General features: G+C 57.4%; 2 protein-coding genes. Both read left to right on the top strand.

Annotated features, from left to right (window positions below; translation table 11 throughout):
• Positions 1-1,038: 1,038 nt before the first annotated feature.
• Positions 1,039-1,551, top strand: a complete 513-nt coding sequence (locus ABJK56_RS14655) for a hypothetical protein (protein WP_347245412.1) — start codon at positions 1,039-1,041, stop codon at positions 1,549-1,551.
• The coding region (locus ABJK56_RS14650) for an SNF2-related protein (RefSeq protein WP_347245411.1) at positions 1,521-3,558 on the top strand (2,038 nt) is incomplete at its 3' end. The genes ABJK56_RS14655 and ABJK56_RS14650, both read left to right, overlap by 31 nt.

The raw sequence follows: 3,558 nt of genomic DNA, 5'->3' as shown, positions 1-3,558 counted from the left end.
GTTAGAGGCAGAAAAGTCCTGTAGAGCCTGCATCGGACCTGACAAGCAGGTCCCTTTGACGGATCTTTCGGAGGGACACGCTTGTCGTGCCCGAGGAATGGGAAACGTCCTTCGGGGGCCCGGAGCGATGTGGCCGGAGCCGGTTTGCCTATTTGAACGAAATTGCGTGCCATTGCGCGCCCCGGCGAAAATAGGTAAACTTTTGGCCGAGTGCAAGGGCCAACGCACACCGTGAAAGGCGTCCCTCGACAGGGATCAGCGCCAAGCGCGGCACCTAACCACACCTCACCGCTTTGCCGATTGGTTTTGGTTTCCCGAAGTGCCAGCGGTCAGGAAGCCGCCCCGTCTCTGGACCACCTGCCCCAGGTCCGTGATTCCCAGCTATAGGTCTTGGCGGTTTCGGGATCGGAGTGCCGCTTCAAGGTCCGCGCAGCCTAGTCCCACCCACTCAAACTCATAGCGGTGCGTAGCTCCCGCGAAACGAGCGGAGGTTTAGCGGCTGCCCGTTGGGCTTCCGAGCGAGACAACCTCGACCAGGTCGTGTTCCGGTATGTCAGCCACGCTAAGACCTGGTCTTCCAAGCAAGAGCGGAACTATTCACCGGCTGAGCAGATCGTGGAATGAGCCACCCGGTTAGAAAGAACCTTCGAGGCATGGCTTTCCATTGACAGGCAGTTTGGTATTGGCGATAAATAGCGTCAACGCAACGCGGAGTGTGGCGTGTGGCCGACCGCGAACGGGGTTTCGGTTTTAAGGAGTTTGATTGTTTCTCGGAGTTTATCAATAGCCGATGGTGGGCGTCAGTCGTTTCGCTGTCTATAACACTCCCTCCGATAAGTGGATAATTACGAGGAATTCCCATCTTGCGGGAGGGACTCTTTTGGGGCACCTTGTAAAGTGGGGTTCCGGATAGGCTCTGATAAAAGTTTGCCGGAATTCTTGGTCCAAGGTATCTGGACCGCGAGATGATGTTTCTTGTCGGGCAAAGCTGAACAGTTGGGCAAGGGTCGGTTGCGCAGGATCACTGGGGAACAACAGATGGCTAAGAAGAAACAGTTGCGTGCCGCCAGCAGTGGGAACGTCGTCAACGATTTTCGGCATGCGAATTCCAAGCGGAAGAATAACCCACCCGCCGGCGTCGCCCCCACCTACGAAGTTCGGGAGCGCCAAACCACTCGCTACGCCTACGACCCGCACTTGGATCCGCAACTGGTCTGGGCAGGCAAAGCCGAGCACACCTCGTTCGAGGTGGACGTCGTCTCGCTGCATATCCACGAGAGGATCTCCACCAAGGCCATTCTGCGAGCCGTGCGTCGACCCGTAGGGACACAGCGTGCTGTGCCCCTACAAATGGACCTCTTCGGCGAAACACCGCTCCCTCCCGACAAAGAAGTGGAGTTCTACCAGCACGAGGTCGGCTGGGCCAACCGCCTGATCCTAGGCGATTCGCTGCTTGTGATAAATTCGCTCCTGGTGAAGAAACACGGTAGACAAGATACGGGTGATGGAGAAAAGCAGCGATGCCAAAGATTTTCGACAACATCGAACTAAAACTGGTCGAAGGCCTATGCAATCTATTGCCCCAGGCCAGCGCCGCTGCTTTTTGCGTGGGTTACCTGAACCTGCGCGGGTGGGACCAGCTCGCCGACTTCGCAGACCAACTCCCGGGCGGAGAGGAAAGCCGCGCCTCTCGTATCCTGGTCGGGATGCACCGCCCACCGGAAGAGGAAATGAAAGCCCTGGCTGGTCTCAAGCGCGGTCACGAGGCGATTGACGGTCCAAAGCTTGCGCGGCTGAAGCGACGGATCACGGAAAGCTTCAAGGAGCAACTGGAATTTGGCATTCCCACCACACAGGCTGAGCAATCCCTTCGCAGGTTAGCGGCCCAGCTTCGGGCTCGCAAAGTTTTCTTGAAAGCCTTCTTGCGGTATCCCCTCCACGCAAAACTCTATCTTGTGCGGCGCGACGACCCTGCAACACCCCTGATCGGTTTTGTGGGCAGCAGTAACCTCACCCTTGCGGGACTTTCGCAGCAAGGGGAACTCAATGTGGATGTGGTCGAGCAGGATGCCGCGCAAAAACTGCAGAGATGGTTCGACGAGCGCTGGCAGGACGAACTGACTTTCGATCTGACCGATACGCTCGCTGAGCTGATTGAGAAGAGTTGGGCGCGCACCGAGCTGGTACGCCCTTATCTCATCTATCTCAAGATCGCACAACATCTCTCGGAAGAAGCCCGCGAAGGGGAGCGTGCCTTTCGACTGCCGCGCATCTTCGCGGAGAAGGGTACACCTTTGCTTGATTTTCAGGAAAAGGCTGTTTCGCTGGCAGCGCATTACCTTTATCGCCGCGGCGGGGTGCTGCTCGGCGATGTGGTGGGGCTGGGCAAGACCCTGATGGCGACGGCTATCGCCCGCGTGTTTCAGGAGGACGACCAAAGCAACACGCTCGTCATCTGCCCGCCCAAACTCATCCCGATGTGGGAACAATACCTCCAGACCTACGAAATCAACGGGCGCGTCTTGTCGTTCGGCCAGGTTATCGGAACCCTCGATCGCCCAGACGCCCCGCGTTATCGTTTACTCATCATTGACGAAAGCCATAACCTGCGCAACCGTGAAGGCAAACGGTATCGGGCCATTCGGGAGTATATCGAGCGTAACGAACCTCGTGTGGTGCTGCTCACAGCGACCCCCTACAACAAGCACTTTACAGACCTGAGCAACCAGCTTCGATTCTTTGTGGATGAAGACCAGGACCTACATGTGCGTCCCGAGAAGTTCTTCCAGGAGTGGGCGAAAGGGGGAAAAACTGAGGCAGATTTCATTGCGCGGTTCCAGACCTCCCCGCGCTCGCTGCGTGCCTTCGAGCAGAGCCCCTTTCCCGATGATTGGCGGGATCTTATGCGCCTGTTCCTCGTGCGCCGGACACGCCAGTTCATTATCCGACACTATGCTGAGTTCGATAAAGAGAAACAACGCTACTTCGTGAGGCTCAACGGCAATCCCACCTATTTTCCGATTCGCCAACCCAAGCGAGTGGAGTTTCCCATCCGTGACCAGGACCCCAACGACCAGTACGCACGCCTGTTCAGCGATGCGGTGGTTCAAATTATCGAGCAGTTGCAACTGCCCCGCTACGGAATGGCAGGTTACCTCATCCCCGATGCGGATCGCCACGCGACTAAGGAAGAAAAACGCATCCTCGATAACCTCAACCGCGCCGGCCGGCGCCTTATTGGCTTTTGCCGCACCAACCTCTTCAAGCGTCTGGAATCGAGCGGATACAGTTTTCTCGTTTCCGTGGAGCGGCACATCCTCCGCAACCTCGTCAGCCTGTATGCCCTGGAACAGGGACTGCCGATCCCCATCGGCACCCAGGACGCAGCCCTGCTCGATACGGCAATGAGCGATAGTGATGCAGAATTCGTAGACATCGAGCAAAACGACACAGACGCCACTGAAGAGGCAACCACCGACCCCATCGTAGCGAACCACAGCCCGACCACCTTAGATGCCTACCGCCAACGCGCCGAACAGGTGTACCAGACCTATCGCA

Origin of the sequence: Thermogutta sp., assembly GCF_039793925.1 — a bacterium.
GTDB lineage: Bacteria > Planctomycetota > Planctomycetia > Pirellulales > Thermoguttaceae > Thermogutta.
Note: the sequence above shows the minus strand (reverse complement) of the source record. Positions and strands in the feature narration are given on the sequence as shown.